The 24,652-nt window shown below is 35.0% G+C and carries 25 protein-coding genes and 3 tRNA genes; 16 read left to right on the forward strand and 12 right to left on the reverse strand.

Translation table 11 applies throughout. The annotated features are described in order from the left end of the window. Positions 1 to 11: 11 nt before the first annotated feature. Positions 12 to 84: transfer RNA gene (locus HMPREF9013_RS01575), tRNA-Val, on the forward strand. Between the two features lie 19 nt (positions 85 to 103). Here the strand turns inward: HMPREF9013_RS01575 and HMPREF9013_RS01580 are convergent. After that, positions 104 to 1,213, reverse strand: coding sequence for an alanyl-tRNA editing protein (locus tag HMPREF9013_RS01580; RefSeq protein ID WP_006626619.1), 1,110 nt, complete (start codon positions 1,211 to 1,213; stop codon positions 104 to 106). Between the two features lie 207 nt (positions 1,214 to 1,420). Further along, the gene (locus tag HMPREF9013_RS01585; RefSeq protein ID WP_006626620.1) at positions 1,421 to 2,284 is read right to left on the reverse strand and encodes an MBL fold metallo-hydrolase; all 864 of its coding nucleotides are present in this window, start codon (positions 2,282 to 2,284) and stop codon (positions 1,421 to 1,423) included. Positions 2,285 to 2,525: 241 nt separating this feature from the next. Here HMPREF9013_RS01585 and HMPREF9013_RS01590 point away from each other — a divergent pair, with 241 nt between their 5' ends. Both HMPREF9013_RS01590 and HMPREF9013_RS01595 read left to right on the forward strand, forming a co-directional pair. Beyond that, a complete protein-coding gene (locus HMPREF9013_RS01590) occupies positions 2,526 to 3,626 on the forward strand; it encodes a hypothetical protein (RefSeq protein WP_006626621.1) in 1,101 nt (366 codons plus the stop codon). 251 nt (positions 3,627 to 3,877) lie between these two features. After that, positions 3,878 to 3,950 (forward strand) — tRNA-Lys (locus tag HMPREF9013_RS01595). Positions 3,951 to 4,042: 92 nt separating this feature from the next. Here HMPREF9013_RS01595 and pyrR read toward each other — a convergent pair. Further along, positions 4,043 to 4,585, reverse strand: a complete 543-nt coding sequence (gene pyrR, locus HMPREF9013_RS01600) for a bifunctional pyr operon transcriptional regulator/uracil phosphoribosyltransferase PyrR (protein WP_006626622.1) — start codon at positions 4,583 to 4,585, stop codon at positions 4,043 to 4,045. Between the two features lie 125 nt (positions 4,586 to 4,710). On the opposite strand from pyrR, the gene HMPREF9013_RS01605 reads away from it, so the two are divergent. Next, entirely contained in the window at positions 4,711 to 5,286 is a 576-nt protein-coding gene (locus HMPREF9013_RS01605; protein WP_006626623.1) for a xanthine phosphoribosyltransferase, read from the forward strand. Positions 5,287 to 5,437: 151 nt separating this feature from the next. Next, a tRNA-Thr gene (locus HMPREF9013_RS01610) sits at positions 5,438 to 5,510 on the forward strand. A 451-nt stretch (positions 5,511 to 5,961) separates the two neighbouring features. Here the strand turns inward: HMPREF9013_RS01610 and HMPREF9013_RS01615 are convergent. Next, entirely contained in the window at positions 5,962 to 6,327 is a 366-nt protein-coding gene (locus HMPREF9013_RS01615; protein ID WP_040333219.1) for a hypothetical protein, read from the reverse strand. A gap of 202 nt (positions 6,328 to 6,529) precedes the next feature. Between HMPREF9013_RS01615 and relB the strand changes: the two genes are divergently transcribed. Both relB and HMPREF9013_RS01625 read left to right on the forward strand, forming a co-directional pair. Beyond that, positions 6,530 to 6,751, forward strand: a complete 222-nt coding sequence (relB, locus tag HMPREF9013_RS01620) for a type II toxin-antitoxin system RelB family antitoxin (RefSeq protein ID WP_006626625.1) — start codon at positions 6,530 to 6,532, stop codon at positions 6,749 to 6,751. Beyond that, entirely contained in the window at positions 6,748 to 7,014 is a 267-nt protein-coding gene (locus tag HMPREF9013_RS01625; RefSeq protein WP_006626626.1) for a type II toxin-antitoxin system RelE family toxin, read from the forward strand. The genes relB and HMPREF9013_RS01625 overlap by 4 nt, the downstream gene beginning before the upstream one ends. A gap of 277 nt (positions 7,015 to 7,291) precedes the next feature. Here the strand turns inward: HMPREF9013_RS01625 and HMPREF9013_RS01630 are convergent, their stop codons facing one another. The 3 genes from HMPREF9013_RS01630 to HMPREF9013_RS01640 form a co-directional block, all read right to left on the reverse strand. Then, on the reverse strand, positions 7,292 to 7,819 hold the full coding sequence (locus HMPREF9013_RS01630; RefSeq protein ID WP_006626627.1) for a hypothetical protein: 528 nt from the start codon (positions 7,817 to 7,819) through the stop codon (positions 7,292 to 7,294). A gap of 274 nt (positions 7,820 to 8,093) precedes the next feature. Then, positions 8,094 to 9,062 (reverse strand): hypothetical protein, encoded by a 969-nt coding sequence (locus HMPREF9013_RS01635; RefSeq protein WP_006626628.1) that lies wholly within the window; start codon positions 9,060 to 9,062, stop codon positions 8,094 to 8,096. Between the two features lie 131 nt (positions 9,063 to 9,193). Beyond that, a complete protein-coding gene (locus HMPREF9013_RS01640) occupies positions 9,194 to 10,243 on the reverse strand; it encodes an immunoglobulin-like domain-containing protein (protein WP_006626629.1) in 1,050 nt (349 codons plus the stop codon). Between the two features lie 250 nt (positions 10,244 to 10,493). On the opposite strand from HMPREF9013_RS01640, the gene HMPREF9013_RS01645 reads away from it, so the two are divergent. The 3 genes from HMPREF9013_RS01645 (at position 10,494) to HMPREF9013_RS01655 (ending at position 13,462) form a co-directional block, all read left to right on the forward strand. Next, a complete protein-coding gene (locus tag HMPREF9013_RS01645; RefSeq protein WP_006626630.1) occupies positions 10,494 to 11,606 on the forward strand; it encodes a hypothetical protein in 1,113 nt (370 codons plus the stop codon). A 26-nt stretch (positions 11,607 to 11,632) separates the two neighbouring features. Continuing rightward, complete coding sequence (locus HMPREF9013_RS01650; RefSeq protein ID WP_006626631.1) at positions 11,633 to 12,709, forward strand: SH3 domain-containing protein; 1,077 nt, start codon at positions 11,633 to 11,635, stop codon at positions 12,707 to 12,709. A 177-nt stretch (positions 12,710 to 12,886) separates the two neighbouring features. Beyond that, positions 12,887 to 13,462, forward strand: a complete 576-nt coding sequence (locus HMPREF9013_RS01655; protein ID WP_006626632.1) for an O-methyltransferase — start codon at positions 12,887 to 12,889, stop codon at positions 13,460 to 13,462. Here HMPREF9013_RS01655 and HMPREF9013_RS01660 read toward each other — a convergent pair. Genes HMPREF9013_RS01660 through HMPREF9013_RS01670 form a run of 3 tightly spaced genes read right to left on the reverse strand, consistent with a single transcriptional unit; the run spans position 13,459 to position 16,370 of the window. After that, the gene (locus HMPREF9013_RS01660; protein WP_006626633.1) at positions 13,459 to 14,208 is read right to left on the reverse strand and encodes a TPM domain-containing protein; all 750 of its coding nucleotides are present in this window, start codon (positions 14,206 to 14,208) and stop codon (positions 13,459 to 13,461) included. The two genes, HMPREF9013_RS01655 and HMPREF9013_RS01660, sit on opposite strands and share 4 nt — an antisense overlap. 3 nt (positions 14,209 to 14,211) lie before the next feature. Next, positions 14,212 to 15,309, reverse strand: coding sequence for a TFIIB-type zinc ribbon-containing protein (locus HMPREF9013_RS01665; RefSeq protein WP_006626634.1), 1,098 nt, complete (start codon positions 15,307 to 15,309; stop codon positions 14,212 to 14,214). After that, on the reverse strand, positions 15,309 to 16,370 hold the full coding sequence (locus HMPREF9013_RS01670; RefSeq protein ID WP_006626635.1) for an SPFH domain-containing protein: 1,062 nt from the start codon (positions 16,368 to 16,370) through the stop codon (positions 15,309 to 15,311). Before HMPREF9013_RS01670 ends, HMPREF9013_RS01665 begins: the two co-directional genes overlap by 1 nt. Before the next feature lie 61 nt (positions 16,371 to 16,431). Here HMPREF9013_RS01670 and HMPREF9013_RS01675 point away from each other — a divergent pair, with 61 nt between their 5' ends. The 6 genes from HMPREF9013_RS01675 (at position 16,432) to HMPREF9013_RS01700 (ending at position 22,761) form a co-directional block, all read left to right on the forward strand. After that, positions 16,432 to 17,088 (forward strand): response regulator transcription factor, encoded by a 657-nt coding sequence (locus HMPREF9013_RS01675; protein ID WP_006626636.1) that lies wholly within the window; start codon positions 16,432 to 16,434, stop codon positions 17,086 to 17,088. After that, positions 17,085 to 18,017, forward strand: a complete 933-nt coding sequence (locus HMPREF9013_RS01680; RefSeq protein ID WP_006626637.1) for a sensor histidine kinase — start codon at positions 17,085 to 17,087, stop codon at positions 18,015 to 18,017. Before HMPREF9013_RS01675 ends, HMPREF9013_RS01680 begins: the two co-directional genes overlap by 4 nt. Positions 18,018 to 18,106: 89 nt before the next feature. Then, positions 18,107 to 18,874, forward strand: a complete 768-nt coding sequence (locus HMPREF9013_RS01685; RefSeq protein ID WP_006626638.1) for an ABC transporter ATP-binding protein — start codon at positions 18,107 to 18,109, stop codon at positions 18,872 to 18,874. Continuing rightward, complete coding sequence (locus HMPREF9013_RS01690) at positions 18,867 to 20,918, forward strand: FtsX-like permease family protein (protein ID WP_006626639.1); 2,052 nt, start codon at positions 18,867 to 18,869, stop codon at positions 20,916 to 20,918. Before HMPREF9013_RS01685 ends, HMPREF9013_RS01690 begins: the two co-directional genes overlap by 8 nt. Before the next feature lie 101 nt (positions 20,919 to 21,019). Then, entirely contained in the window at positions 21,020 to 21,835 is an 816-nt protein-coding gene (locus HMPREF9013_RS01695) for a transketolase (RefSeq protein ID WP_006626640.1), read from the forward strand. Then, positions 21,835 to 22,761 (forward strand): transketolase family protein, encoded by a 927-nt coding sequence (locus HMPREF9013_RS01700; RefSeq protein WP_006626641.1) that lies wholly within the window; start codon positions 21,835 to 21,837, stop codon positions 22,759 to 22,761. Before HMPREF9013_RS01695 ends, HMPREF9013_RS01700 begins: the two co-directional genes overlap by 1 nt. A 188-nt stretch (positions 22,762 to 22,949) precedes the next feature. Here HMPREF9013_RS01700 and HMPREF9013_RS01705 read toward each other — a convergent pair whose 3' ends face one another. Further along, complete coding sequence (locus tag HMPREF9013_RS01705) at positions 22,950 to 23,861, reverse strand: PTS system mannose/fructose/sorbose family transporter subunit IID (RefSeq protein ID WP_006626642.1); 912 nt, start codon at positions 23,859 to 23,861, stop codon at positions 22,950 to 22,952. Continuing rightward, the gene (locus tag HMPREF9013_RS01710) at positions 23,851 to 24,642 is read right to left on the reverse strand and encodes a PTS sugar transporter subunit IIC (protein ID WP_006626643.1); all 792 of its coding nucleotides are present in this window, start codon (positions 24,640 to 24,642) and stop codon (positions 23,851 to 23,853) included. The genes HMPREF9013_RS01705 and HMPREF9013_RS01710 overlap by 11 nt, the downstream gene beginning before the upstream one ends. Positions 24,643 to 24,652 lie beyond the last annotated feature (10 nt).

The following is a 24,652-nucleotide window of genomic DNA, read 5'->3' on the forward strand; positions in this document are numbered from 1 at the left end:
GTCTCTATCTTGAGTGATTAGCTCAGCTGGGAGAGCACTTCCTTGACGTGGAAGGGGTCATGGGTTCGAGTCCCTTATCACTCACTATCCCATTAAAGGAAGTTCAATTCAGAACTTCCTTTAATTTGTTTAAAACCTTTTCAATAGATTCATCACATTGGAAACTAACCAACTTAGGCGATCCACCACCACGAACATTCAAACTTTCTTGAATCTTTTTCAGATATTCCCTTGCCTGTCCCTCACCGGATCCTAAAGCCACATGCACTTCACCATTTACTTTCGAAACAAAAGCTTTTTCAACTCCGTTGTTCAAGAAAGAATTCAGTGAAGAAGCTAATTCTTTACTGGTAAACCCATCTATCTCTATTACCTTTTCATCAGATGTTCTCACCCTCTCCAATTCAAAAGCCAAAACTTTCTCTTTCCAAACTTGTTCACTCTTATTCTTTTCTTTTAAATCCGTTTGAAGCTTTTCGATACGTTCTTTCAATTCAGATCCTTTGACACCTGCTTGCCTACTGGCTTCTAGTAAGTATTGATGTTCTGCTTGGAAACGTTTCTTCGTAGCTGGCCCAACGGTACACAAAACTCTTGTTCCACGTGAAGTTTTTTCGACCCCCAAAACAACAGCCGACCCAATTTCACTGGTGTGATTCACGTGAAGAGTTCCACATGGCTGTTTATCATATTCTCCAACCTTAACCATTCGAACAAAATCATGTCCTTGGTAGCGTAGATCTGGATAATCCTTTCCTTTGATATAAGAAAATTCCACAGGTACATCATCCCAAATCACCTTATCCATATACGCTTGGATATTTTTTAATTCTTCTTCATCCACCGTTTCATTAACTTCATACCATTGATTCATCGCTTGAACACCAATCGCAATAATATATTTATCTTTTTTACGACGATAATACCCATCCATGGCATGAAATAAAGTTTGGACACTTGTGTTAAGATAACGAGTTTCTCGATCTACTTTCATTTCAATTGGATCGGTTAATATTCCATCTACTTTGTGCCAAAGAACTTCATTTTCATCATATTTTAAATCTGTCACTTTCATTCCATTAATGGTACCAACATCTGCTAACATTCCACCCTTATCGCCATAAAAGATTGTTTCTTCAAATTGATAGTATCCTTCTTTTTCTTCTTTAATCGTTGTTTTTAATTCTAATTGTTCAAAATGATCGTTATTCATCCTAAAATTCCTTCCCTGTCAATTCCATGATAACATCAATCACTGACTAATTCTTGAGCCACGAATGGAATACTCAACATGCTATTCCAATCTAAAAATCCCATTTTTAGAATAAAGTGCTATTTTCTGATCAATCTCATGAAAGTATTTATACATCGCTTTATTAACACGACTATTAGCGTATATAACCCAATATGAAATACTGCTCTAACACTTATTTAGAAAGCCATTTCTTGCTTTTATTTCTGTATCCTCCCTTTCATCAAAACCATCATAAGGAGCTTCAGGATCATGAACTTTTGGTTTTCGCCTTAATGAATTACAAATCTCATCTGTATGAGCAAAAGCAAAGTCTATATCATCAGTCCAGCCGGTGTGCCCTGTAATAATTTTTAACTTAAGGTCTCTTTTTCTAAGTATTTCTTCCAATTTTTTCAGTGATTGAATTTGAAGTCGTCCATTTTCTGCAAGAGTATTTAAAAATGCGTAGCCACCATCCGCTCCAAACCAAATGGTATCTCCTGTAAACAGATAAGCTTCATCAATCAAATAGACAAGATGGCCCCAAGTATGTCCCGGCACCAGAAAAGCTTCTATCTTAATGTCTCCAATATAAAATACTTGACTATCATTAATTAAAACTTTTTTATTATCAATATGTACCTGAGGTAATTTGCATAATCCCCAAAAGATTTTACGCCGTTTGCGACCTTCTAAATACTCATTTTCAGTCTTTCCAATATATATGGTTGATTCACTAAATAATCCAACACTATCTTTTTCAATAGCTCCAACATGATCTGTATCTTGATGAGTAATTAAAATCTCTTTTATATTTTTTGGATGAATATTAATCCAACGCATTTTTTCCGCAAGCCTGTCATAGTTATATCCTGCATCAATCATAATGGTATGACCATCTTTTGTATAAAAATAAATATTAGCTACATACTCTCTGATACAGCTAACTCTTTTATCAATAAAACCTGTATTTAAAGGTTTAAATATTTCTTTTCCTCGAAATGCAAGGGACATAAATCTTACTTGAAAATTTGAATCCTTTTTCGCCATGATCATTCACCTCTTTTTCAACATCATTTTACTATATAGGCAGGAAATAAGATGAAAAAAGCCAACCTTTTTGAGTATATTTCAGCCATGTTGTTGTCCAAATCTTAAGATTCTCTACAAATGCCACACTGAAGTTCTGATTAAACCATCTTTATTTATGATATATAATAAAATTGGTAAATTTACAGATAAACCTATTGAAATAACAAGTTATATTAAGAACAGTTGAGGTAAAAAAGATATGAAATTGCCAAAATTTATTTTGATTTCCGCAATGATGTGTACTGTATTTTTGTTAAATGGATGTCGTCATTCTTCTAAAGGGTATGAACAACGCATCATTCAATGGCTTGATAATACCTATGGGAAAAATTCCTATACTATGAAAAAAGATGTGAATAGGAAACGTTATTTTATGGTCACATTAAATAAATATCCACAACTCAATTTTCGTGTAACCATCGCTCGTGATGTCAAAACGGGATCGTCATATTTGTGGACAAATTTTGATGAGATTTTTTGCAAACATGCCATAAAAGATTTCAAAAAAACTTATGATATCGGTTCAGATCAACTTCAATATATGGAGTCTCTACATTTCATATATACCACTAATGCACATTCTCTTGAAAAATTGAAAGTTTCTTATGACAAAATGATGAATTTTATTACGTTTGTTTCTAAACAATATCCAATTCTTATTGATATGGGTATTTTGGATATGAGAATGGATGTTAATGGTATCCGACTAAAGGGAAGAGACGATAGCGATAAATGGATTTATTTGAATATTGCCAAAGTGAAACAAAAAACACTTAAAACAAAGTCATATAAGGAAATTTACGATGAGTTGAAACCCATGTTGATCACTCACTCCGAAAATCCAAAGGGGCTTACTTTTCATGCAGATGAGGGGCGTTCATTTATTTTAGGTAGTGATACTCTTGATGATTGCTTATATAAAAATCTTGTATTAACAAATACGACACGAAAACAATTAAAAAATACTATTTTACAACCGGGAGAAATAAGTCAACCATATACTCTAAAAAGCGAAAATAACTATCAATTGATAACCATCACTTTACAAGCCAAAAATTTATCAAATTCTCCAGTTTCATTGCTTAATGCGACAATTGTCAAGGCAACTATAAAAGGGGGAAAAACGATATACATCGACCCTGCTTGGATTGAACTGGAAGACAATAAAATAAGAAAGTGGATAGATCCTTACAAAGCTCTGGGGATTTCACCTCCAAAAACAGAACAAGAAAAAAAGAGGGCGTTCTTTACAAACATACAAAAGTGCTTTTTGAAATGTCTGAGTATTATCCTAGTGTGAAAAAAGTTATATTGACATTTCAAAAATAAAACGAATTTACCAACTGTATAACTATTTAACTTGATGTCTAATCCTTTTCCATTATAAATTAAAGATAGATATCTTCTTTTTCCTCATATGTTTAATTTTTTACTGTTCTTTTACATACATAAGTATCGAAAATAAGGTTTCATAATTTATACTTTAAATCATGTTTTTTTACTTGCAAATATACTGTGGGTTGTTTTATAATAATCAGGCAATCCACAAATGGTTCCTTAGCTCAGTTGGCAGAGCAACTGACTCTTAATCAGTGGGTCGTCGGTTCGAGCCCGACAGGAACCACTTACCGGCACAATCATTAGATTGTGTTTTTTATTGTGGCAATTAGAAATGATAGGTATAAAATGAACTGATAATAAAGAAAAGGAACTCGTTTAGTCGAATTCCTTTTGAACATACACTTGATTGATGGAATCAATTTCTTCTAATTTCACATGTACAATTTCTTTTTTAGAAGTAGGAATGTTTTTACCAATATAATCCGGTCGGATAGGCAGTTCCCTATGTCCTCGATCGATTAAAATAGCCAATTGTATCGAAATGGGTCTTCCCATATCAAAAATAGCATCAATTGCAGCACGAACAGTTCTGCCAGTATATAAGACATCATCCACCAAAATGAAAGTATAGTCTTTTAAGGAAACGGGAATCTGACAAGCTCCTTTTCTTGGTTCATCCCCAATTTCACTTAAATCATCACGGTATAAAGAAATATCAATTTGACCAATCGGAACATCAACATTACCAAATTGTTTAAGCTTTTTGGCTAAACGCTGTGCTAAAGGGATACCTCTTCTTTTAATTCCCAACAATGCGATCTTTTCTAGACCATTATTTTTTTCAATGATTTCATGTGCTAAGCGACTTAAAGAACGATCGATTTGATTTTCATCCATGATTTGTACAATTTTGTTCATAATTACCTCTCTTCCTTATTCTATCTGAAATGACTTGATTTGGGAAAAAGATTTGATGAAAAAGAAAAGAATCCATAGTAATATGAGGATTATAGATTCGTTTAATTGAAGAAGGAGATTCATAAATGAACTTATTAGAAAATCGCATTTTAGCCGAGGGGAAAATATTCCCAGGAAATATTTTAAAAGTAGACAGTTTTTTAAACCATCAAATCGATCCCATTCTCATAAAACAGATGGGAAAAGAAATTGCCGACCATTTTATGAATAAAGAAGTTACTAAGATAGTAACAATTGAAACTTCCGGTATTGCAATAGCTTTGACAACAGCTTTTGAATTGGGTGTGCCAATGATTTTCGCCAAAAAAACAAAAGGGCAAAATATGTCAGATTCCGTTTATGTTTCTCATGTTTTTTCATATACGAAAAAAACAGAATCAACCATTACCATTGACAAACAGTATCTTAATTCTAAAGATAAAGTTTTAATTGTGGATGATTTTTTAGCAACCGGACAAGCCTTGCTTGGATTGATGGATATTTGTACACAAGCTAAAGCAGAAGTCTCTGGTTGTGGAATTGGCATTGAAAAAGTCTTCCAAAGTGGCGGAAATAAGATACGTGAAAAAGGATATGATATTTACTCATTAGCAAAAATCAATCACTTTGAAAAAGATAGAGTAGTTTTTGAAAATGAATAAAATCCTTTTTAAGAGGATATCATAGGTTTTAAGTTAAAAAGTTTGCACCATATGTTAAAAAGATTGAATTTAAGTTGGAATTTCACTTATTGAAAATATAAGCTCGTAATGATTGAAATATTCTGATTTTTTCAGTATCATTACTAAGTACGCCGATATAGCTCAGTCGGTAGAGCAACTCATTCGTAATGAGTAGGTCGTTGGTTCGATTCCGATTATCGGCATATCTTTATGTTCTGTTGGTGTTTACTGATGAACAAAGAGTCAGTTAGATACTGACTTTTTTTATTCTTTGATTTTTCTTTATTCTTTTAAAAAATATTGAAAAACCTAGAGAATATTTTCAAAATAAAAAGTTTATCCTATTAATGCAGTGAATCTCCTATGTTATAGTTCACTAAAAAATTAAGAATAAACTTAATTTGAAACAATTAAAACAAATAAGGCATATATCGATTCTGTGAAGATAGTTTAGTTTGTTGCTTAAAGTTGACAGAATTAGATTGTAATAAAAAACATGACTATATGTTGGAGTTGGTTGAATTCCTTCCACTTATGCGGGAACTACTATCGAAACGGTTTGGCCAGTATGTTCCGTATTGGATCACCCCCGCTCACGCGGGAACTACGCACTTTCAAGGCGAGATTTTCTATCTGTCCCAGGATCACCCCCGCTCACGCGGGAACTACGTCATGGTTCCAATGAACCGCATACTCATGATCGTGTCCTTCACCTACGATCTGGCTCACCAGCTCATCACAGATTTCTTTAAGTATGATTTTCTGTTCTACAGAAGTCTGATTTTTATTTTTATCTGCCAATTCATTAGGCAAGGCTATTATCATTTCCCTCGCCTCGTTCTGTCTTTGATTTTCTTGATGTGCATTTTCACGTTCATAAGCAGAATAAAACGACCAGTCATACACCATGTTTTTTTCATGTACGACAACTTCTTCCTGCTTATCCGATTCACCAGATATGTAGCGAGAACGACCGACGACATCGGTTATCTTAGTATTTTGACCATATACATTAGGCATAGCGATAGCAGCAAACCTCGAAGAGAACTGTTACGGCGTAGCCTTAACGGTGTGTTTGCGCTCTCATACGGCGAGGCCTCTTTCTTGTATGGTAGTGTGATTTCTATTTGTTGTCAATATTTACATTTTCATTGACTTTCTTATGGATAGATATATTATTATAATATAGGTAGTACATAGTACTACGGAAAGGAGATTTATTATGTCTTTTTCTATCAGATTAACTGATGAAGAGAAAGCCTTGGCTGAAAGTTATGCTAAACTTCATTCTGTTTCTTTAGGTGAAGCTTTTAAACGTGCTTTATTTGAGAGAATTGAAGATGAGTATGATATTGCAGTTGCAAGTGAAGCATATAAGGAATATGTGGATAGTGGTTATCAATCAAGACCGATTGAAGAACTATGGAAAGAATTAGATCTATGAGTTACCGTCTTGAAACATCTGTTCGCTTTGAAAAAGAGTTTAAAAAGCTTGATAGATATACTCAGAGGATGATTCAGTCTTGGATATCAAAAAATATTATGAATTGTGATGATCCTCGTATTCATGGAAAAGGTTTAACTGCTAATCGGAGTGGACAATGGAGATATAGGATTGGAGATTATCGGTTGATATGTCTGATTGATGATAATCAATTTGTAATATTAGCTCTAACAATAGGCCATAGAAGAGAAGTATATAAGTAAAAATACTTCTTTTTATTCATCAGTATTCCACCACTTTAAAACTGTTGGCTTTGATAATCTAAGCCTCCCTAATGGAGAAAAGAGATAGGATTGCCGTCCTATCTCTTTATTTTTTTCTGATTATAATTATTATACTAAATAGCATAAGCATACCAATTGTTACCTGAATTATTCTATTCGACGGAAATAAAATTATATTAAATATGTAGAGAATAGAAATGATTGTCAAAAAAGCAACTGCAATTTTTTTTAAATAGCACTTTCTCATATCGACTAATTAGTGGACGTTATACTCCCAATATCCAGAGTTACATGGTAGCGAATGTCTAGGTTCACATCCAGGAATATACCCTGCGTGGTATATTGCATCAACAGAGTATTCTGTTTTTTTAGGATTTGTAATATATCTTAAAACAATCCTACATATGTCGTGTCCTGTCACATATTGAATTGCTGAACAAGTACTAATAATCCCCCCTACTATTTTCAATACGGCTATCCCAATTGCTATCCAACCACTCCTATATGTTGCATCAAAACTCTCTGGCTTAGTTCCAAATGGAGAATAAACCGTTATTGTTCCGTCTTCGTGATAAATAACTTGTGTATTATCCTGAAAGTGATTAACCAGCTCGCCTTTTTCGTTTATGTAATTTTTATCCATTATAGGTTCTTCTGTCATCACACCACATGCACTATTTGAAATTTTTTTATTATTTTCTTCATATGCATAAATATTTGTAATATTGCTAAAAGTCGTTATCAATGACATAGTAAGAACTATCGTTATAATCTTTTTTATCATATTATTTTATCCTTTCTTTGTAATTTATAAAAGATTTTGATTGATAAAAAACACATATAAAAATATGTGTTTAATATATTTCTCCATTCTTGTAACGATAAGGGTTGTAATTTAATTTTGTTCCCCTCTTAGCGTAAGGGTATTTAATAAATTCCATAAATTCCCTCCTATACACTTCCATTATATATCAATCAAAATATTGTATTCAATAACGAAAAATTAGGTCGCGCGCACGCGTTGTGTATTCCTTAAATACTTCCTTAAATACTTCTTTTTATTCATCAGTATTCCACCACTTTAAAACTGTTGGCTTTGATAATCCTGTTTCTCTAACACAATCTATTTTTCTACCATTCGGATTATCTAATTGCCACTGATTTACTACAACTTTTTTTGAATTTCTTCCAGCCCATGAATTATTTGGATAATCAATTGCCTGTACTGCGCGAGCTCTCTCTAAATGAATACTCCGCTTTCTATAATTTCTTTTATTTTTTTGAATTGGGATATCCGTTCTTTGAATGATAGTATTGATCGGATACGTAATATAACTATCGTTATAGGCCTCTAATGCATGTAATACATCATCTTCTGTAAATTTATCACCCTTTGTATTCATAAAAGGTATTAGTCCATATGCATCTTTTTCTAATTCTTCAAAAGGAATAGCACATTTCTTTGCATATGTTGCCAAGGTCATGATGCACCAATATCTATGACCTTGTTGCACTCCAGCTTTTAATTTCCTGATCCACCAATAATATAAATCTTTCTTACATACCCATGTACCCTTTGGTTTCTTCTCTACAATTCGCTTTTGATACCATTCTGGGTACTTTTCTTTTGCATCTTTTAAGAGCAGATTAGATTTATAACTAAATTTGACAGCTCTATACTCTTCTGGAACATATTGATTCAGGTATTCTACCGTGACTTTTTCACCTACTTTGAACGCTCTTGTACGCTCTCCATTCTTTGTAATGCTTCCAACCATCCTAAATCCTTGAAAAAGACTCTCATATTGAACATTATCATGCAAACTTGAAGCTCCCTGTGTCCATGCTTGCCATGTAATTCTTCTTCTTAAACGCTCTAATTCCTTTACAGTGCTTCTAAAAAGCGGTATTGGTCTTTCAAATACAAAATATAAATGTAATCCTGTTCCGCTACCAACAATATAGGTAGGTCTAGGAAGTCCCCATACGAAAGATAACATCTCATGCCCTTTATCTATCTGTGTCATCAAGAAGGATCACCCCCGCTCACGCGGGAACTACTTAATCTGTATATAAAAATAACATCCATCGCAATACATAGTATTTCTATGGATGTTTTAAAATAAGTTCTCAATTTAAAATTTTAAAGCCTTCAAAACTAGTACCCTGTATATGAATAAGTACCCCATTTTTTCAACAATTGATGAATAGAACCACCAAAACGACGATTTACCTGTTGTATCACAAAGGCTTTATGAGAGGCAGGCGTATCCGATCCTGCATAGCCGGCTCCCGTTTGTCCAAAACCAGCCCCTTCAATCCGATGAATCACATAGACGGCTTCCGGAGTCGATAAACTATCAATTAATTTATCTAAACCGGTGATTTGATGGTAAGTGGAGCCCCTAGAATGTCCCGGAATTCTCAACAACATATTGATTGCTAATTGTGCATTTGGAGAAGCTCTCTCAACCAATAAACCACGGCTGTCAAATTGAAGACTGCCAATTTCTGCTTTGCTTAAAGAAGACACATCCACCGTTTGAAAAGGATTTTTCGACTTCTTAGCTTGTTCTTGTTTCGCTTTCACTTCCGCCGGTGTGACAACTTTTACCGTCATACTGGTATCTGATTGAATTCCGCTGATATCCACCGCTCTATAATTGATCGAATATGTCCCATCCTTCTTCATGTTCACATTACCTTGCGTTGTCAATAAAGGCAAAATGTTTGTTTCATCATAAATCGAAGAAACATGTGTGGAAGGATTAAAATCATCTCCATTATTCACAATGACTGTATCACTCTTTAATTTGATAACAGGTTTATTTGAATTTTTTACATTGACCAAAATCTTTTTCGTAAAAGAATAACCAATATTCTTATCAGAATCCTTTTCTTCCGTATTAAAAAGACGTGCTTTTACTGTCACTTGTTGAAAACCCACTTTACCAGGAATAAAATCCTGTACTTCCAATAAACTCTTTTCAATCGAAATCTTATCCAAACGAATAGAAGAGTTTGTTTTAGAAACAGCTTGAATCACATCTTTTTTGATTGTCTCAAAAGGCTCTGAATCATTTAAAGAAATCTCAAAAATAGGAGTGTTATCCGATTCTATTGCTTTAGTTGGCATAAAAACAGGTGTCAAACAAAGAAGAACCATCCCTATACCCACTAAGATTTTGATAATTTTTTTCTTCAACATGTTCTTATTATACCGTATAACGATTTAACACTTCAAATAAACGCCATCTCCATTATTTTTGAAAAATAACGAATTTTTTCATTAAAATTCATTTCGCGGGGATGATAGAATTTGTTATTTAACTCAAATAGGTAATTCTTTCTCTAAACAATTTCTATTGTTCCCTAACCATAGAAAATATTTTAAACAGATAGGATTCACCCATCATTTTTCTATCCCGCATTCCTTGGAAATAGGGTAGAATAGACGTATGAAAAAAATATTAACTTGTCTATTATGCCTAACATTGGTGGCATGCGGATCTAAAAAAGAGCCGATGAAGATACAATCTTTTCCGGAAGAAAAGAAAACGGATAACTACACCCTAGCTGTTCATTCTCGATACGATTTAAAATTTTCAGATAAAACATTAGACACTTATACACAGGATGCTTTACTTCAAAGAGATGGAAATCAAGCGACCTTTTCACAAAATATCCATGCGAATGGACAAACTTCAAAGCTTAAGGGAAATTATTATAACGGACGATTACATAATACTTTCAATGGCGTTTCCTATTATGAAGAAATGACAATAAATAAGTTAATTAAAACAATGCTTGTCCCGGTAGAACCAAGCCGAACAATCAAATCAGAGCAATTGGAACGATATCAAGAAAAAGATGGAGTTCATACTTTTTCCTATAAACCAGATGTAGCGAAAGAAGTTTTTTTAAAGCATTTTGACAGCTATGGCTTAAATAAAGTGGATGAATTAAAAGTGAAGAAAAATGAAATTGTCGATGTCTTTCAAAAAGATCGTTTTGTCTCAGAAACGGTGAAATTCACATTGGAAGTTAAAAAAAATCATCAAACAGTTGAAATTGAATACCAATCCAAAGCAGAAAGAAGTCAAGTCGGTCATACAAAAATAAACATTTCTGAAGAACAAAAGAATCTAGAGAAGAAATACATTCATTTTAAGAAAATTGATACTTCAAAAATCAAAACTGAATCTAAAAATGATGATGCCCCAGAAAGCAATGCTATGGCTACATTGAAAAAAAGATTAATCAGCCGCTTAAACTATAAAAAAGTATCCGACGATCATTTCAAATCAACCTTTAATACGAGGGAAGAATATAGTTTTATGTTTGATCAGTATACTTTCCAATATAGAAATTATTCTTTGGTATATGGTTATAACTGGAAGAGCGATGTTGCCAGTACGGGAAGTTGTACGTATCATTTCAAAAATGGTTCTAAATCCAGTTCTTGCTCACAAAATCATATAGAAACATTTGAAAAAGTAAAAAATTACTTCAAATTAGAACTTTATTATTGCGGATTAAGTAGCAGTGATTTCATAGATGAGAAAAAATAGATTATAATGTATGGGTAGAGGTAAGTATGGATAAAAGGATATTAAACGTTGTTCTTCAAGAAGCGAAAAATGGAAATGCTGAGAGTTTAAATAAACTGGTGAAAAGCTACCAACAAGAAATTTACCGTAATTCAAAGTTGTATACGGGAAATAAAGAATTAGCGAAATCAATCACTAAGAACACGATCACCAAGGTCTTCACACATTTGGATGTGGCACTGGAACATGTGGATCATTTTGATGCTTGGTTATCAGAAGAAACCATGGATAAAGCACTGGAAAGCTTATTGCCGCTAAATCCATTTGAAGTGGGTGAATTAAGGAACATCGGTCTATTGGATGATGAAAATGTTTGGGCTAAGGTATTTGCGTATAGTGATGGTTTAAGTGAGGGAGAACGAACGGTTTTAAATCTCTCAGCCTTTAAAAAGATGGATATTGGAAGCATTGCTTCTAAAATTCGTTTATCTCAAGAAGATGTTCAATCTTTATTGGATCGGGCAAAAGACCATTTATCTAAAGAAGGATATTCCTTTGAAGAATATGCTCAGTTATTAGTCTCATTTGAAATGGTGGTGCCTAAGCAAATGGTAGACACTCCGATAATCAAAGAAAAAGTATCTGCTCCATTAGAAGACATGCAAAAAGAAGCGGTGGAAGAAATTAAGGAGAAACCAAAGAAGAACGGCTTTAAGACAACTATGATTTATATCTTAGTTGGTATCATTATTTTAGCTGCGGAATGGCTAGCCTTGGATTATTTCCTTGGTAACAAGAATAAAGATCAAAAAGTGACGACTCCAAAAACTCAAGAAACAGCTAAACAACAAGAGTCTTCAAAACAATCAGAAAAAAATAATACAGAAACTCCAAGTACCCCTAAAGAAACGGTACTAGGAAAAGTTAGCATCATAAAGAGTGGTCTTCATATTCGGAATCAACCCACAACGAAAGGGAAAGATTTAGGAACACTCAATAACGGTGATCGTTTTGATGTCTTGGAAATGAAAGAAGCCGATAATTATACCTGGTATCGTATTGGTGAAAATAAGTGGATTGCCAATCCTTCCGGTTATGTTCACTTCGACAAAACAAATGAATGATTCAAATTGAAAAATTCTAGCTAATAATAGCTAGAATTTTTTGTATAGGATTCATATTTTTTAGAACTTGGGTTGTATGGTTTCAGTACAATATCAGTGAATGGTTTTCAATAAATTGAGTTGTATTTTAACATATTTCTATTGTGAAAATGAAATGTGAAACAGTAAAATAAAGATATGGATTTAAAAGAAAAAGCAAGACAAGATCATATTCCAATCATTCAAGATGATGGGCTTGCGTTTTTATTGTCTTTTCTAGCAGAACATTTAGAGATTCAATCAATCTTAGAAATAGGAACGGCTATCGGTTATTCAGCCATTCAGATGGCCAATGTTCGTTTTGACATGTGTGTTGATACCTTAGAAATTGATCCGAAACGATATAAACAGGCTTTAGAAAATATTCAAAATGCCCAATTAGAAGACCGAATTCATGTTTATTTAGAAGATGCCGCTAATTTTAAAAGTCACCAAGACTACGATTTTATCTTTGTAGATGCAGCGAAAGCTCAATACGCTCGTTATGTGGAACATTTCATAAGAAATAGCCATATTGGAACGTATTTTATGTTTGATAATTTAGAATTTCATGGTTTGGTGGAAGATGATTCCAAGACGAAAAATCGAGGCACAAAGCAACTGGTTCATAAGATTCAAAAATTCCAAGAAAGATTAAAAAAAGACAGCCGCTTCCACACTGACTTCTATTTAGAAATCGGAGATGGATTAGCTGTCTCCAAAAGAATTCGTTAGAAATGACCGGATGTATGACCAAAGCTACCACTACTGGAACTATGGAATCCACCTCCGTCATCAGAAGAATCATTTTTTGGTTTATGAATCACCGTGGTGGTTGTGTAGAGATAAATATCACTTTGTTTCGATAATTGTAGACCTCTTTGAATATAATCCATTGCTTCCAGTTGAATATCGGCACTATGATGGCGTCTTTTTAAAGCAAAAACGTACAAAGCAGCTATCAATAAAGGAACAATGCCGGAAATAGCACAACGGATATAGAAAGGAACCATCACAGTATTGACACATTCTTTCATAAAACATCTAAAGCCTTCATAATAGTTGTTTTGACGTAAGTAGTTATTCACTACTTTAGAAGCGATTTTTTCCCGTTTTTTAGCATGATAGATGGCTTTCGATTTTTTACCATGAGCTACGATATCAAAACCACGATCTCTCATGGTCAATAACAGCATAATTCCTTCACGCTCCTGACCAGAACCTAGGTTTTGACTGGTGTATATCTTTTCAGAGAAGGCTTCAATGGTGGAATATCCTTTCATATCTTGATAAACACGAATATAAACACTGATTTTTTGATTCTTTTCAATTTTTTTGGCGTATTGTTCTAAGTTTTCCTTTTGTTCTTGACTAAGGATCCCATGTTCATCAATCACATGATCACTTGAATCGGCACGAACAGGAAAGAAACAGAAGGACAATAGTAATGCAAAAAGTAGGAATGTTATTTTTTTACGCATACATTACCCCCATAGCACAAACAATAAGACATATAGAATCACAAAAAGAAGAAGAGCTGCTACTACAAAATAGCGAAGTGCCTTTCTTTTGTCTATCGGCAAATCATCGGAAACCATTTTGCCACTTTGACCATTCATCGCAAAGCGATAATTCTTACCTCGATATTGCGTTGTCAATAACCAGACAGGCAAAAACACATAATGAACATTGCCTGGATAAATCTCGTATTTTTCATGAATTGGATAGCTGACATCATACTCACAGAATTCTTGTTTCAAAAGTTCAGCAGTGGTATTTTGGATACGTTGATCAACGCGAGTGGCATCTTCATCGGAATTCACATCATAACGATCAGCGAAGTAACCGGCTAAATAGCTCATCTGGAAATTAGTTAACTCTTTATAATCAAACGGTTCAATCGCATCCATGAGTTCATCCGGCATTTTGGTAGAAGCATCTGCCGGAACACGCTCAAACGAAACACTTCCTTCACGAGTCACAATAAAGTGCTGCGTATATTGATAAATATCATCACCGATTGTTTGTGAAGTAGTGATGGTTGCTTTGCGTTGAGAATAACCTTCAACTGTTCCATCATAGAGCCAGAAAGGCACATAAATCCCCTTGATCTCTTGAATGTGATTTTCTGATGTGAAATGATCCGGTAACAGTGGCTTATTTTGATAGAATTTCTTTAATGTATCAATGGCTTTTTGTCTAACCATTTTAAAAGGAATGATTTGATCAGGTCGTAAGCCACCATCAATCTGTGATTCAATCACCATTGGATTACCACAATAAGGGCAGCTGGAAGCAACCATGGTTTTATCAGCCATGATTTGTGCTCCACAACTTTGACAAGAATAAGAAGCTAATTGATTTTCCTCTTCTTGTGACCAAGATTCTAAATCACTATTTCTCTGAGCGAACGAACCACTTGTTTCTTGTTTTTGTTCTGAGTTTTCTAAGCGATAATCCACCTCTTCAGGAGAAAAAACTGATCCGCAAGAACCACAAACGAGCTTCTGAAGATCGGCATCAAACCGCAAAGGAGAACCACATTTAAAACATTGAATATTTGTTGAGGATGTATGATTCATTATTCCGGCTTCTTTGTACCACAATTACTGCAGAATTTTCCTTCATTTGTGATTTGACAGTTTGGGCAAAGCCATGAACTGCTTTGTTTATATAGCTCGTTTACATTAATTCCGCCAGATTGTTGAGCCGCATTTAACCCCATGAAACCCATCATAGCCCCATTTGGATTTTTAGCAGCATCTTGCATGGCTTGTGCTTGTGCCGAAGCGAGATTGGCAGCCGCCAAATTTGGATCACGGAAAGCCGCTGCTTTTTGAAGACTCTTGAGAATGGCTTCATCTTCTTCATCTGCTACGATAGAGTTCACTCCAAAAGACACAATTTGAATACCACGTAAATCTTTCCATTTTGAACTCAATTGTTCATTTAAGCTTTGAGCCAACTCTTCCGTATGACCGGGAATTTGACTATAACGAATTCCTTGTCCAGAAAGCTTAGCCAAAGCAGGTTGTAAAGCAGTTAATAATTCAGCTCGCAATTGCTCGTTTAACGTTTCTAGACGATAGTCAGGATCTACATTGCCACTAACATTCTTATAAAAGAGAACCGGATTGACCACATGGATACTGTAAGTTCCAAAAGCTTTCAAAGAAATGTCCATATCAATACCGGCTTTTTCTTCCACCACACGGAATGGAATTGGATTCGGAGTGCCATATTTCAAACCCGTTATTTCTTTTGTATTAATGAAATAAACCCGCTGATCCTGCCCTGTTTGACCGCCATAACTAAAACGACTACTGATTTCACTAAAGACCGATGACAACGCTGACTTAAATCCACCTAAAAAAATACTTGGTTCAGCATTTTTATCATAGATATATTCACCCGGCTCAGCAACTAAATCTATGATCTTACCATTTTCAACCACCAATAAACATTGCCCATCCGAAACCAAAACCTTCGATTGATCACTTAAGACGTTTCCATTGCTTGAATTTCGATTCAAACCTTTCGTGACCAAGGTGTCGTTGTCTAAAGCATCACAGTAAATATAATCCTTCCAGACATCTTTTAAAGTAGAACGTACTGCTTCAATACCAACTGAAATAAAGCCCATAATTAAGCCTCCTTTAGAATTACTTTCATTATACTAAAAATGATTTTGCTATAATAGTGTCATGAGTATCATTTATCTAGTCGAAGACGATCATGCCCTAGCCATCCAAATCCAAAAAAGTTTGGAAAGATGGGGATATCAAACTTGTTTAACGAAAAATTTTCAATGCTTGGATCAAGAAGTAAACGTTTGCCAACCGGATTTGATTTTATTGGACATTCATTTACCCTACTACGATGGTTTCTATTGGTGTGAAAAGATTCGTAAGAAGTTAAATACACCGATTCTTTTCTTATCCAGTGCAAACGAAGAGATGAATATTATTCATGCTTTAAGTTTAGGGGGAGATGATTTTTTACAGAAGCCTTTTTCTTTGGAATTATTGATCGCAAAAGTACAAGCTATTTTACGTAGAAGTCAAGTACATTGTGATTTTTATCAATATAAAGAACTAAAGCTAGAAGAGTTGTCTCTTTATTATCATGAAAAAGAATTGGTTCTTTCACCAAATGAAGCGAAAATCTTAAAATGTTTGTTGAAAATAGCCCCCAAAATTTTAAAGCGAGAAGAACTGATGGATTTGCTTTGGAAAAGTGAAGATTTTGTGGATGAAAATACATTGAGCGTCAATGTATCTCGTTTGCGTAAAAAAATGGAGGAATGGGAAATTCCTTACCACATTGAAACGATTCGAGGAATGGGGTATCGTCTTCTATGATTGGTTTAATTCTGCTATGGCTATTAACTCTTTTTGGAATCGGCTATTTATATCAAGTTCCCCTTGAATTTTTGGTATTAATGACTTTAACATTAATCACCTTAGGAATTCCTTTGATACTATTCCGGTATTCTTCCAAGTATAAGATTGAAAAAGAAAGAAAGCGTTTATTAAAATCCGATCATTTAGAAAGCATCGGTTTTGAAACAGTATTACCCAAAAAAGAAAGAGAGCTTTATCAACGTTATCAAGAACTCATTCAGAAAGTGCAGTCCGACAATCAGAAGATACAGAAAGAAAATCAAGCATTCTTTACGATGTGGGTTCATGAAATTAAACTTCCTTTATCCACCTTACAATTAGCTTTGGAGGAGGAAGAAAGCAACAAATTGGTTCTACAGAGTCAATTAATCAAGATGAATCAATTGGTGGATATGATGTTGATGTATGCTAAACAAAAGGATAATCAACAGGATTTAGTGATTCGAGAAGTGAAATTAGATCATATCATCCGCCAATCCGTACAACAACTTCGTCCTTTGTTTATTCTGAATCATATTTCTTTGGAGTTAAGTGAAATAAAACAATCTGTACTAACCGATAATAAATGGCTAACTTTTATCATCAATCAGATTCTAAGCAATGCTATTAAATATAGTCCTCATGGAAAAATACACATCTATGAACAAAATCAAGAGTTGATCATTGAAGATGATGGCTATGGAATTTCACAAGAAGATTTACCTAGAGTCTTTGAGGCCGGTTATACAGGACAAAATGGTCATCAAGGACAATATTCCAGTGGCTATGGATTATATCTTGTGTCTTTGATTTCTCATCAATTGAATCACCCTATTGTGATTGAATCTATGGTTGGAAAAGGCACAAAAGTGCATATTTGTTTTGAAAACAAGAAAGTTTTATTATAGCTTACAAGATTGTAAGTTAATTGTTAGCTTCATCCATGGTGAAGCTTTTTTCTTTCTTTTAGACTAAGAGTATAAGGAGAGTAACTAATATGAGTTTATTAGAAATCAAACATGTTCAAAAAATTTATTCTTCCAAATTATCCAATCAAAAAGTCATGGCTTTGGAAGATGTGGACTTCACGGTTGAAGAAGGTGAATTTATTGCCATTATGGGAGAAAGTGGAGCCGGTAAATCTACGTTATTAAATATCTTAGCCACTTTGGATCAACCAACCAAGGGATCTGTTATTTTAAGAGGAAATGCGTTTTCCTCCTTGCGGGAAAAAGAGTTGGCACAATTTAGGCGAGAACATTTAGGCTTTATTTTTCAAGATTTTAATTTAATGGATACGTTAAATGTGGAAGATAACATTTACTTGCCAATGGTACTATCCAGAAGAAATTATGAAGAAATGAAAGGACGATTGGATACGATTGCTCCTATTCTGGGCATTCAAGATTTACTCAAAAAATATCCTTATGAGTTGTCAGGTGGTCAGAAACAAAGAGTGGCTGTTGCCAGAGCCATTATTACACAACCGGATTTATTGTTGGCGGATGAGCCGACCGGGGCTTTGGATTCTCATTCTTCTGCGATGCTGTTAGATTTATTTCAATCATTAAATAAAGCCGGTCAAACTATTTTAATGGTCACTCATTCCACCATGGCCGCTAGTAAAGCCAATCGTATCCTATTTATTCGTGATGGGCATTTGTTTCACCAACTCTATCGAGGTGATTTAAATGATGAAGAACTGTATAAGAGAATCAGTGATACCATCACCTTGATGAGTGTGGGTGGTGAGCAACATGTTTAAACTATATAGTCGATTAGCCATTCAAAATATCCGTAATGATAAAAAAAGATTTTTGCCGTTTTTATTGACAATGAGTTTATTGACAGTTATGCTTTATAACTTTATGTCAATGATGAGGAATCCATATATCCTATCCGCTCATGGAGGTAGAAGTATACAACAGGTTCTTTCCTTTGGCTCTTTAGTTACCGGTATTGCCATTATCATTATTAGTTTCTATGCGTACTCTTTTGTTTTAAAAGGGCGACAAGAAGAATTTTCTTTATTAAATACATTAGGACTGGAGAAAAAACACATTCGTTCCATGGTCTTGATTGAATTGATCATGCTCTATTTAGGGACTGTTTTATTAGGAATAACCGTCGGTATATTAGTGGATAAATTGATTTTTGCGACACTGACCGTTTTCTTAGACGGGCGAGTGCAATATGGCTTCTTTATTTCTCTTGATGCTGTTTTATGGACAACTTTGATTGTATTAGCGTTATACGTTGGATTCTTTATCCGAACAGGATTCCAAATTCAAATGAATTCCATTTCCGGTTTACGCCAATTATCATCACAAGGCGAAAAAGAACCAAAAGCGAAAGTCTGGTTAGCTCTTATCGGCATGATTTTCTTAGCCATTGGATATTATCAAGCGTTGACCATTACCAATCCATTGAAAGCAATTATGAATTTTGCGATCGCCGTCGGGTCGGTTATTATAGGAACTTATTGTGTGATTACAGCCGGTTCCATCACTTATTTAAAATGGCGTAAAAAGCACAAAAAAGTATACTATCAACCAGAACATTTCATCAATACTTCCAATCTTTTATATCGTATGAAAGCTAATGCGGTAGGCTTAGGAAATATTGCCATTCTTTCCACAATGGTCATTATCATGTTGGCCATGTCTATTTCTTTGGCTGTGGGAATCAAAAAAACGATTGATCAACAATATCCTCGCGACTATGAAATTTCAGTACTTCACACCAATCAGGAGAAGAATGTTTCTGACGGTTATTACTTCAAAGCTATCACCGACAAAGAGGTAGACGGTTATTGGAAAGCTATTACTTCTTTAAATAAAAAATACCATATCCAGCCAACAGACATCAGTTATTTTCGTTCTTTGGGAATTTCCGGCCTTTTAAAAAATGGAGAATTTTCTTTTGAACAGATTAACAGTGAAACACCCATGAATACAAGTACATTAGTCCAAGTCACTTTCTTGGTACAAAGTGATTTGAATCATAGTTTTCACACTAAATTGAACTTGAAAAAGGGAGAATTAGCTATTTATGATCCGGAAAATATATTACAAGGAAAGGATATTAATTTCTTCGGCACTAAGAAAAAATACCAAACGATTTCTAATCTGAATACCTATCTGATTGGAAATCATGACATGGATATATATAAGAAATTATATGTTGTGGTGGATAGTTTAAAAAGTTTAGAGCATGTGAATGTTTTACAATCTAACAAGAATGGTCAGGAAAACTCCATTCCATTATCCATCAGGTATAATGGGCAATCCATTCATGACCAAAATTACATTGATGAACTGGTTCAAGTTCTTTCTAAAGAAAGTCAAACAAATTCATCAAATTTAAAAACAAGCTTTATAGTGAACTCTAAACGGATTAGCTACCGAGACTTACTAAGCTTCTATGTAGGGGTCATCTATGTATTAGGTATGCTATCTGTATTATTTACATCCGTATCAGTTCTTGTCATCTACTACAAACAAGTCAGTGAAGGAACTAAAGATAGGGATAATTACTTGATCATGCAAAAAGTTGGTATGGATGATGATATGATTCATAAAACCATTCGTCAACAAATTAAAATCATATTCTTTTTACCACCATTAATTGCGATTGCCCATGTGTTGGGGGCTATGAAATATATGCACTTAGTGATGAGTGTGATTGTGACTATTCCACAGATGACTTTTATTTGGATTACATTAGCCAGTCTAGGAGCTTATTTAATATTCTTCTACATTGTATATACTTTAACGACTAGGACTTATTATGAAATTGTAAAAAGTTAAAAGAGTGAATTCACTCTTTTTCTTGTATAAATCTTGATTCTTCTTTCTGGAAAAAACATTCAATGATAGAATAAGTGAAGAAAGAAATGAGGGAACTTGGAATGGAAATAAAAGAATTGCAAGCTCATGCAAAAAATATTCGTAAAAATATTTTACGAGAAATTTTTGTAGCTCAATCAGGGCATCCTGGTGGATCGTTAGGGGCGACAGATATTCTGACGGAATTGTTTTTTGAAGTCATGGACATCAATGAAACGAATGTGAACGGAATTGATCGAGATCGGTTTGTGTTATCCAAGGGGCATACTTCTCCTTTATTGTATGCGATTTTAGTGGAAAAGGGTTTATTGGCAGATGAACAATTGGATACATTCCGTAAGATTGATTCTAAATTACAAGGGCATCCGAATATGAATTATGTACCTGGGGTGGATATGTCTACCGGTTCATTGGGACAAGGCTTTGCGGTAGCGGACGGAATGGCTTTAGCGAATCGGTTGAATGGAAATTCACATCGCGTGTATTGTTTGATTGGAGATGGAGAATCTCAAGAAGGTGAAATCTGGGAAACAGCCATGTCGGCCGCCCACTATAAAAATGACCACTTATGTGCCATTATTGATGTCAATGGTTTACAGATTGATGGGCGTACATCGGATGTGATGAATCCAAATCCGTTGGATGAAAAGTTTAAGGCTTTTGGATGGCATGTAATTGATGTGGATGGTCATGATTTTAAACAATTAAGAGCTGCTTTTAAAGAGGCTTCTGAAACTAAAGGTCAGCCAACAGCTATTATTGCAAAGACTATCAAAGGAAAGGGTGTTTCTTTTATGGAAGATCAAGCCGGTTGGCATGGTAAAGCACCTAATTTAGAACAATATGAACAAGCGATTCAAGAATTAGAGGCACAATAATGGGAAAAGCAACAAGAGAAGCTTATGGCGAAGCATTAGCTGAATTAGTTCAGGAAAATCAAAAAATTGTTGTGTTGGATGCAGATTTAGCCGGTAGTACCAAAACCAGTTTGGCTAAAAAAGCCGTTCCGGAACGTTTCTTTGATATGGGTATTGCAGAAGCGAATATGATTGGTCATGCGGCAGGATTTGCGACCAGTGGCTATACCGCTTTCGCTTCCTCATTTGCGATGTTTTGTACAGGAAGAGCTTGGGAACAGGTACGTAATAGCGTTGCCTATCCTCATTTGAATGTTAAAATTTGTGGAACACATGCGGGTATTTCGGTTGGAGAAGATGGTGTCTCTCACCAAGCCATCGAAGATATTGCGTTGATGCGCGTTATCCCTGAAATGGAAGTGTATGTGCCCTGTGATGCGGCTGAAACAAAAGCGGTCATTCGCTATATATCAACCACTAAAAATCCAACGTATGTACGTTTGGGACGGTCTTCTGTGAATGATGTATATGATGAAAAAGAAGTGTTTGATTTTTCAAAGCCTAAGATCATTAAAGAAGGAAAAGATGCCGTTATTTTCGCCTGCGGGGCAATGGTACAGTCTTCCCTAGAAGCGGCCAAGAAATTACAAGAAGAAGGCAAGGAGATATCAGTGGTGGATGTTTGTGCCATTAAACCTTGTTCAGAAGAAGAAATCACCAAGATTTTGAAACAATTTGAACAAGTATTCACAGCTGAAGAACATAACGTGATTGGTGGTTTAGGTGGCTTAATTGCCGAAATATCAACTAAGTCATGTCCACGTATCATTCATCGTATTGGTATGCAAGATTGTTTTGCGGAATCCGGTAGTGCAACGGCTTTGATGAATAAATACAAATTAGATGGTGATGGCGTTTACGAAGAAGTGAAAGCGGTCTTAAAATAAACGGTGAATCCTCTCTTTTTAGACAAATAAGTGATGAATATGATCAGACTTGATTCCTTGCTCGACAAGAAGTCAGGTCTTTTCATTTTATTTGAACCATTCCTTTCATAATAAAAGTGAACCTTCTAAGTTGTTATCCAACGTTTGAGGTTCACTTCATTTTTGATAAATCTTTTTTTGTTGATTCGTTATTTAGAAACTGTCCAAGGCACCGGTACCAATGGTTTATAACCACCACTAACCGCCCAAATGCCAAGTGCGCAACCAACAACACCAATAATAAGAAGTAAGAAGATACACTTAGTAGGTGACCATTTCTTTTTCTTAATCAATGTGTAGCACATTAAAGTTAACGCTAATGGAATTAACGCTGGTAAAATACCATTCAATAATGCTTGAATATCAATAAAGTTGGCAACGGATTCTTTCGTCTTTGGATCAATCTTTGTCCCATTAGGAATCATCATACCCAAAGATGTAGCCCCGTAGTTACAGGTCAAAGCCCCAACGATGAAGACTCCCAATAAAGAAGCGGCGTGTGTAAATTCACGAGCATTCTTTGTTAAGATTTCAATAGCACGTGTTCCTAAATCATAAGACCAATACATCAACCAATAACGTAAAGCCATTTCAACACCAAATGTGATGATGAAATACAAAATAGGTCCAACGATACTACCGCTAATAGCCATATTAGCTGTAATACCAGCTGTAATAGGCACTAATGTAAACCAGAATAAAGCATCCCCAATACCACCTAAAGGACCCATGGCCGCTGTACGTACAGCACGAATCGAGTTAACATCAGCCTTTTGTTGTTCAAGGGATAATACAATACCCATCACGAATGTAACTAAGAATGGGTGCGTGTTAAAGAATTCCATGTTGTGCGTCATAGACGTACTTAAGTCATCTTTATTCGTATGAATTTTTTCTAACCCCGGCAAGATACTCCACAACCAACCAGCTGCCTGCATTCTTTCATAGTTGAAAGCGGCTTGTAAGTTAAGAGAACGCCAAACCATCTTATTCAAAGTTGATCTGTCTAATGGCTTAGCAGGCGTTGTATCTACATAAGCTAACACTTTATTAGATTCCATCTGTTTCACCTCCGTTAGAAGAACCGGCACTGTTCTTAATCTTTACATTTGTTTGGTAATCAAATAAAGCAATTGCCATACCAACAAATGCTGTTAATAATAAGGTTGCTCCGGATGTTGCAGGGATGTTTCCAAAGATAGCCGCAAAAGCGAAACCGGCAAAGTAAATACCCCACATATCATTGGCTAACATAATCTTTAATAGAACGGCAAAACCAACGTAACGCATCATTCCACCAGCAGCACCTAAGCCAGCCATTACCCAAGAATAGTTTTCTTTGAAAGCAGATAAAGCCTCACCGGCAGCACTTCCACCATAGTAAGCAACAATCGATAATACTGCAAATAGAGAACCTAAAATAGCCATTGAAACCAACGTAACATTTGTGATTCCTTTTGGATTAGCTTCCGCCGCAGCCTTATCACCAGCCGCCATGAAGTAAGACATAACGGTAAAGGTTAATGTAACCACATATTGACCGAAAACCGAGAAAATAACAGCTAAGCCTAAAGCTTCTTCTACTGCCAAGTGTGACTTAACAGCGAAAATCATTGCAACGACCCCACCTAAAACGGCGTTTGGTGGCTGAGCTCCGCCAACAGGCATGTTACCAACCATCATCAATTCATAAGTACCACCAACGACCAGACCGGTCTTAATGTCACCTAAGATTGCCCCAATAATTGGACAAGCGATGATAGGACGATATAACAATTCTGTTAACGAGAATTGGTCAATCGCAAAGATGAATGTAACAATTGCAAGTAATACAACTTCCATCTTTCCATCC

The sequence above is a fragment of the Bulleidia extructa W1219 genome, from assembly GCF_000177375.1.
Lineage (GTDB): Bacteria > Bacillota_I > Bacilli_A > Erysipelotrichales > Erysipelotrichaceae > Bulleidia > Bulleidia extructa.

Excerpts from the sequence above, each read along its gene's own strand:
- HMPREF9013_RS01580 (WP_006626619.1), bottom strand. The coding sequence starts at position 1,213 with ATGAATAACGATCATTTTGAACAATTAGAATTAAAAACAACGATTAAA.
- HMPREF9013_RS01585 (WP_006626620.1), bottom strand. The coding sequence starts at position 2,284 with ATGGCGAAAAAGGATTCAAATTTTCAAGTAAGATTTATGTCCCTTGCA.
- HMPREF9013_RS01590 (WP_006626621.1), top strand. The coding sequence starts at position 2,526 with ATGAAATTGCCAAAATTTATTTTGATTTCCGCAATGATGTGTACTGTA.
- pyrR (WP_006626622.1), bottom strand. The coding sequence starts at position 4,585 with ATGAACAAAATTGTACAAATCATGGATGAAAATCAAATCGATCGTTCT.
- HMPREF9013_RS01605 (WP_006626623.1), top strand. The coding sequence starts at position 4,711 with ATGAACTTATTAGAAAATCGCATTTTAGCCGAGGGGAAAATATTCCCA.
- HMPREF9013_RS01615 (WP_040333219.1), bottom strand. The coding sequence starts at position 6,327 with ATGCCTAATGTATATGGTCAAAATACTAAGATAACCGATGTCGTCGGT.
- relB (WP_006626625.1), top strand. The coding sequence starts at position 6,530 with ATGTCTTTTTCTATCAGATTAACTGATGAAGAGAAAGCCTTGGCTGAA.
- HMPREF9013_RS01625 (WP_006626626.1), top strand. The coding sequence starts at position 6,748 with ATGAGTTACCGTCTTGAAACATCTGTTCGCTTTGAAAAAGAGTTTAAA.
- HMPREF9013_RS01630 (WP_006626627.1), bottom strand. The coding sequence starts at position 7,819 with ATGATAAAAAAGATTATAACGATAGTTCTTACTATGTCATTGATAACG.
- HMPREF9013_RS01635 (WP_006626628.1), bottom strand. The coding sequence starts at position 9,062 with ATGACACAGATAGATAAAGGGCATGAGATGTTATCTTTCGTATGGGGA.
- HMPREF9013_RS01640 (WP_006626629.1), bottom strand. The coding sequence starts at position 10,243 with ATGTTGAAGAAAAAAATTATCAAAATCTTAGTGGGTATAGGGATGGTT.
- HMPREF9013_RS01645 (WP_006626630.1), top strand. The coding sequence starts at position 10,494 with ATGAAAAAAATATTAACTTGTCTATTATGCCTAACATTGGTGGCATGC.
- HMPREF9013_RS01650 (WP_006626631.1), top strand. The coding sequence starts at position 11,633 with ATGGATAAAAGGATATTAAACGTTGTTCTTCAAGAAGCGAAAAATGGA.
- HMPREF9013_RS01655 (WP_006626632.1), top strand. The coding sequence starts at position 12,887 with ATGGATTTAAAAGAAAAAGCAAGACAAGATCATATTCCAATCATTCAA.
- HMPREF9013_RS01660 (WP_006626633.1), bottom strand. The coding sequence starts at position 14,208 with ATGCGTAAAAAAATAACATTCCTACTTTTTGCATTACTATTGTCCTTC.
- HMPREF9013_RS01665 (WP_006626634.1), bottom strand. The coding sequence starts at position 15,309 with ATGAATCATACATCCTCAACAAATATTCAATGTTTTAAATGTGGTTCT.
- HMPREF9013_RS01670 (WP_006626635.1), bottom strand. The coding sequence starts at position 16,370 with ATGGGCTTTATTTCAGTTGGTATTGAAGCAGTACGTTCTACTTTAAAA.
- HMPREF9013_RS01675 (WP_006626636.1), top strand. The coding sequence starts at position 16,432 with ATGAGTATCATTTATCTAGTCGAAGACGATCATGCCCTAGCCATCCAA.
- HMPREF9013_RS01680 (WP_006626637.1), top strand. The coding sequence starts at position 17,085 with ATGATTGGTTTAATTCTGCTATGGCTATTAACTCTTTTTGGAATCGGC.
- HMPREF9013_RS01685 (WP_006626638.1), top strand. The coding sequence starts at position 18,107 with ATGAGTTTATTAGAAATCAAACATGTTCAAAAAATTTATTCTTCCAAA.
- HMPREF9013_RS01690 (WP_006626639.1), top strand. The coding sequence starts at position 18,867 with ATGTTTAAACTATATAGTCGATTAGCCATTCAAAATATCCGTAATGAT.
- HMPREF9013_RS01695 (WP_006626640.1), top strand. The coding sequence starts at position 21,020 with ATGGAAATAAAAGAATTGCAAGCTCATGCAAAAAATATTCGTAAAAAT.
- HMPREF9013_RS01700 (WP_006626641.1), top strand. The coding sequence starts at position 21,835 with ATGGGAAAAGCAACAAGAGAAGCTTATGGCGAAGCATTAGCTGAATTA.
- HMPREF9013_RS01705 (WP_006626642.1), bottom strand. The coding sequence starts at position 23,861 with ATGGAATCTAATAAAGTGTTAGCTTATGTAGATACAACGCCTGCTAAG.
- HMPREF9013_RS01710 (WP_006626643.1), bottom strand. The coding sequence starts at position 24,642 with ATGGAAGTTGTATTACTTGCAATTGTTACATTCATCTTTGCGATTGAC.